Below are 3,343 nucleotides of genomic sequence, written 5' to 3'. Positions count from 1 at the left end.
GGTGGGCCGCTCTGCCCCATTCCAATACACCCTGGAGCCGGCCACGAAATTCGAGCCATTCACCGTCAGCGCAAAACCGGCGCTGCCTGCTGCCGTGCTTGTCGGCGACAGCGAACTCAGCACCGGCACCGGATTGCTTGGCGGCGAGGCACTGTTGACGGTAAACGACAGCACCGCCGAGACGCCGCCGCCCGGTGCCGGTGTCACCACGCTGACTTGCGCGGTACCTGCAGACTGCAGGTCGCTGGCAGGAATCGACGCCGAGAGCTGCGTGACGCTCAAGTAGCTGGTGGGCCGCTCTGTGCCGTTCCAATACACCTTGGAAGCCGGAACAAAATTGCTGCCCCTCGCCGTCAGTGAAAAGCCAGCTCCGCCCACGGCGGCGCCCGTTGGCGCAATCGAGGACAGGATGGGCGCCGGATTGCTCGCGGGCGGTGGCGATGTGCTCGTGACCGCTGCGGACACTTCCGCCGACTGTGCACTTTCGGTAGCCGTATTGGCCCCTGTGACGGTGTAGAAATAAGTTGTTCCCGCAGCGAGTCCGGTATCAGTAAAAGAAGGCGAAGTCAGCCCCGCTCGATAGGCTGTTGTGCCTTGGGCATTTGCCGCCAGGCTGCGGTAGAGATTAAAGGCGGTTGCCCCTATTGGCGCAGTCCAGCTCAGGTTGATCGCCTGGCTAGCCGCTGTCGCCTGTACATTGGTGGGCGTGCGGACAGGCGCTGCTCCAAATCGGGCCAGCACGTTGCGAGTGGCCTGCTTGGCGCTTTCTTGTTCAACGTTTCGATTGCCATAGTTGTCTATTCCCCAACTCCACTGGTTGGAGCCGGTTGCAAATACGACTGAGCCGCTTTCGGTCGTGTACGTGGCCATGTGGGAGTTCCCCCATGGGTCGGGTGACTCTGCAATTTTTCGAAGTTGAGGCGGCGAATACCCATTGTTGACAATCGTGTCGGTTTCATACCCTAGCAAGCCGGAAAATCTGGAGGCGTTGCTCGCGCCAGTGCCCGCATAAACCCAGCTTGTTGCATCTGATACCACGATGTCCCCATTAAATGGGTCTCCGTGGTACATCACTCCGACCAGGCCGTTTTCAGGCTGGGCAACGCTGTCGTTCACCCCGAAAATGGCATTCAGGTCACGGTATCGGATCGTGATGAACTTGTCGTTCGACGGGTCGCTGTCGATCGCAAAGGGGTCCTGGGTTTGCGCGGCCTCCTTGTATGCGACCATGGTGCGATTGGCTTCGCCCTTTGAACTGGGTTCAAAGCGGACCTGCCAATACGCCTCGTTGGATGCGAAAAAACCCAGGTGCACACCTTGTTCCTGCGCGGCATGTGCAGCGCTTTTCATTTGGTAGGACCAGTATTCGTCATGGCCTGCAACAAGAAAAGCTCGATGGTTGAGCAGTTGAGCGCCATTGGTGTGCAAATCAAGATTGGACAGATACGTAACGTCGTAGCCTTCGCGTTCTAAGAAGCGCAAAAAGTTGATTTCATGGTTAAGAAATTGACCCGCACCCCCGCGGTACCCTTCCCTGGCGTACGGACGGTTGAATGAAACTTTGCGCGCTGGATCGCTGTTGACGCTGTTATAGGTGTAAAGCGATTTGCCGCCCCAGTTGTTATAAGCTTGGGAAGTGGTAACAGTCGACTGGTAAACATAGGTCGAGCGCGATGAATCGTCACGCACCACGAAAACCATGTAACTTTGGGTTCCCGAACTGGGCGTGAGCTTCACCAGATAGATACCAGTGGCCCAGTCGGTCTTGTCAGCCGTCTGTGGAATCGTGATGCGGTGGGATTCGGCCCAGTCGCATTCAATGAGGCCTGTGACTGAATCGGGCTGCGGTATGGGCTGACTTTTCCCCGGCAACGTCACCGAAGTCATCAGTCGGGCACCAGCGCCCGCATACCAGCCCATCCGGTAGATGGCAAGCGTATAGGTTGGCGCGCTGGTGTTGACAAAAAACCGTATGGTCTCCCCGCGGTTCACGCTGGTGTGAGATGCATAGCCTTCAACCGTCGGGGTGCTTGATGGCGCCGTTATTTCCCAATCCGGCGAACCAGGCTTTGAATTTTCAGTCTGGATCACATTTTGTTGGGCCCAAACGAAGTTGCAGCACAGCCAAAACAAGCAAAAAATACTTGAGAGACGTACTGAACATTGCATAAGACACTTTCTTTAAAGACAAGTCACATGGCGATACTGTTCATTTGAGTCGCTTAGCCGATTCATGCCCATCCCTGAAATTCCGAAACGCTGGAGTAAAAAAGGTATGAAAATTTATAAGCACTGTTGACATAAGAGAAAAGTAATTTTTCGATTTTTTAATCGACATTCTTCTGATTAATCCGGCCGCGCAGGCCTTGGCCGCTCTCGGGCGGCTCTGGTTGCAAGACACAGGGACTGACCGCTGCGCCGGGCTTGCCTGTGTGCTTCATGTTGACGGGAGGCCCGGCAGCAGACATCACACCCGGGCCCTGGTTAAAACGGGAGTGCTCACCTTGGAACGGCACGGCGCGCGCAACTGGCTGCCGAAAGCCGACAGTTCCTGAAAACGCATAGGTTTGACGAGTAAAAAAGGGCTTGGGTCGAAAAGACACCGCACATGACGCAGCAAAGCGCCAGGTTCAGCGCTTGAGCGTGTTTCAGAACCTCCTAGGCAAGCGCTGTGGTACGCAAGGTCAGCGTCCTACACCGCGGGATGCGTCTTGCTGGCAAAAACGACCAGGGGTGAGCCATAGACTGATTGAATGCTTTCGCTGGCCTCAAAGTGGCGAGCGCATTTTGTTCCGTCTAAAAGGAGTTTTTTATGTTCAAAAAGTCTTCCACGAAAGTCATTCCGCTGACTCTTGCGGTCACGGCAGCATTGATGATGGGCGGCATGGCCCAAGCGCAGACCGGCAGTTCGGGCGGCGCGCCCATGACCGGCTCAGGTGTACAGGGCTCACCAGACGCTTCCGGTGCGGGCGCGGGCATGGGCAGCAAAGGTGCTGCGGGAACGGGCATGACCGGTTCAGGCGCCACGGGCGCCAGCGGCTCGCCCATGACCGGCTCGGGTGTACAGGGCTCACCAGACGCTTCCGGTGCGGGCGCGGGCATGGGCAGCAAAGGTGCTGCGGGAACCGGCAACGGCATGACCGGTTCACGCCCCGCGGGCGCCAGCGGCTCGCCCATGACCGGCTCGGGTGTACAGGGCTCGCCTGATGCATCCGGCCCGGGCGCGGGGATGGACAACAAGGGTGCGGCGGGGACCGGCAAGGGCATGACCCATTCGGGCACCAAGCCTGGGACTGGCTCGCCGATGACTGGCTCCGGCGTGCAGGGCTCGCCAGATGCTTCC

At 58.0% G+C, this 3,343-nt stretch carries 1 protein-coding gene and 1 pseudogene; one reads left to right on the top strand and one right to left on the bottom strand.

Annotation, left to right across the window (positions count from 1 at the left end; translation table 11 throughout):
* Positions 1 to 2,169: N,N-dimethylformamidase beta subunit family domain-containing protein (locus tag IWX85_RS19985; RefSeq protein ID WP_196870961.1), on the bottom strand; the 2,169-nt coding region annotated here is incomplete at its 3' end.
* A gap of 643 nt (positions 2,170 to 2,812) precedes the next feature.
* On the opposite strand from IWX85_RS19985, the pseudogene IWX85_RS19980 reads away from it, so the two are divergent.
* Positions 2,813 to 3,343, top strand: a pseudogene (locus IWX85_RS19980) (hypothetical protein); the annotation flags it as partial.

It is taken from the genome of Polaromonas sp. CG_9.11 (assembly GCF_015752225.1).
GTDB lineage: Bacteria > Pseudomonadota > Gammaproteobacteria > Burkholderiales > Burkholderiaceae_C > Polaromonas.
The sequence above is the reverse complement of the archived record's forward strand: the minus strand, read 5'-3'. Positions and strand labels throughout refer to the sequence as shown.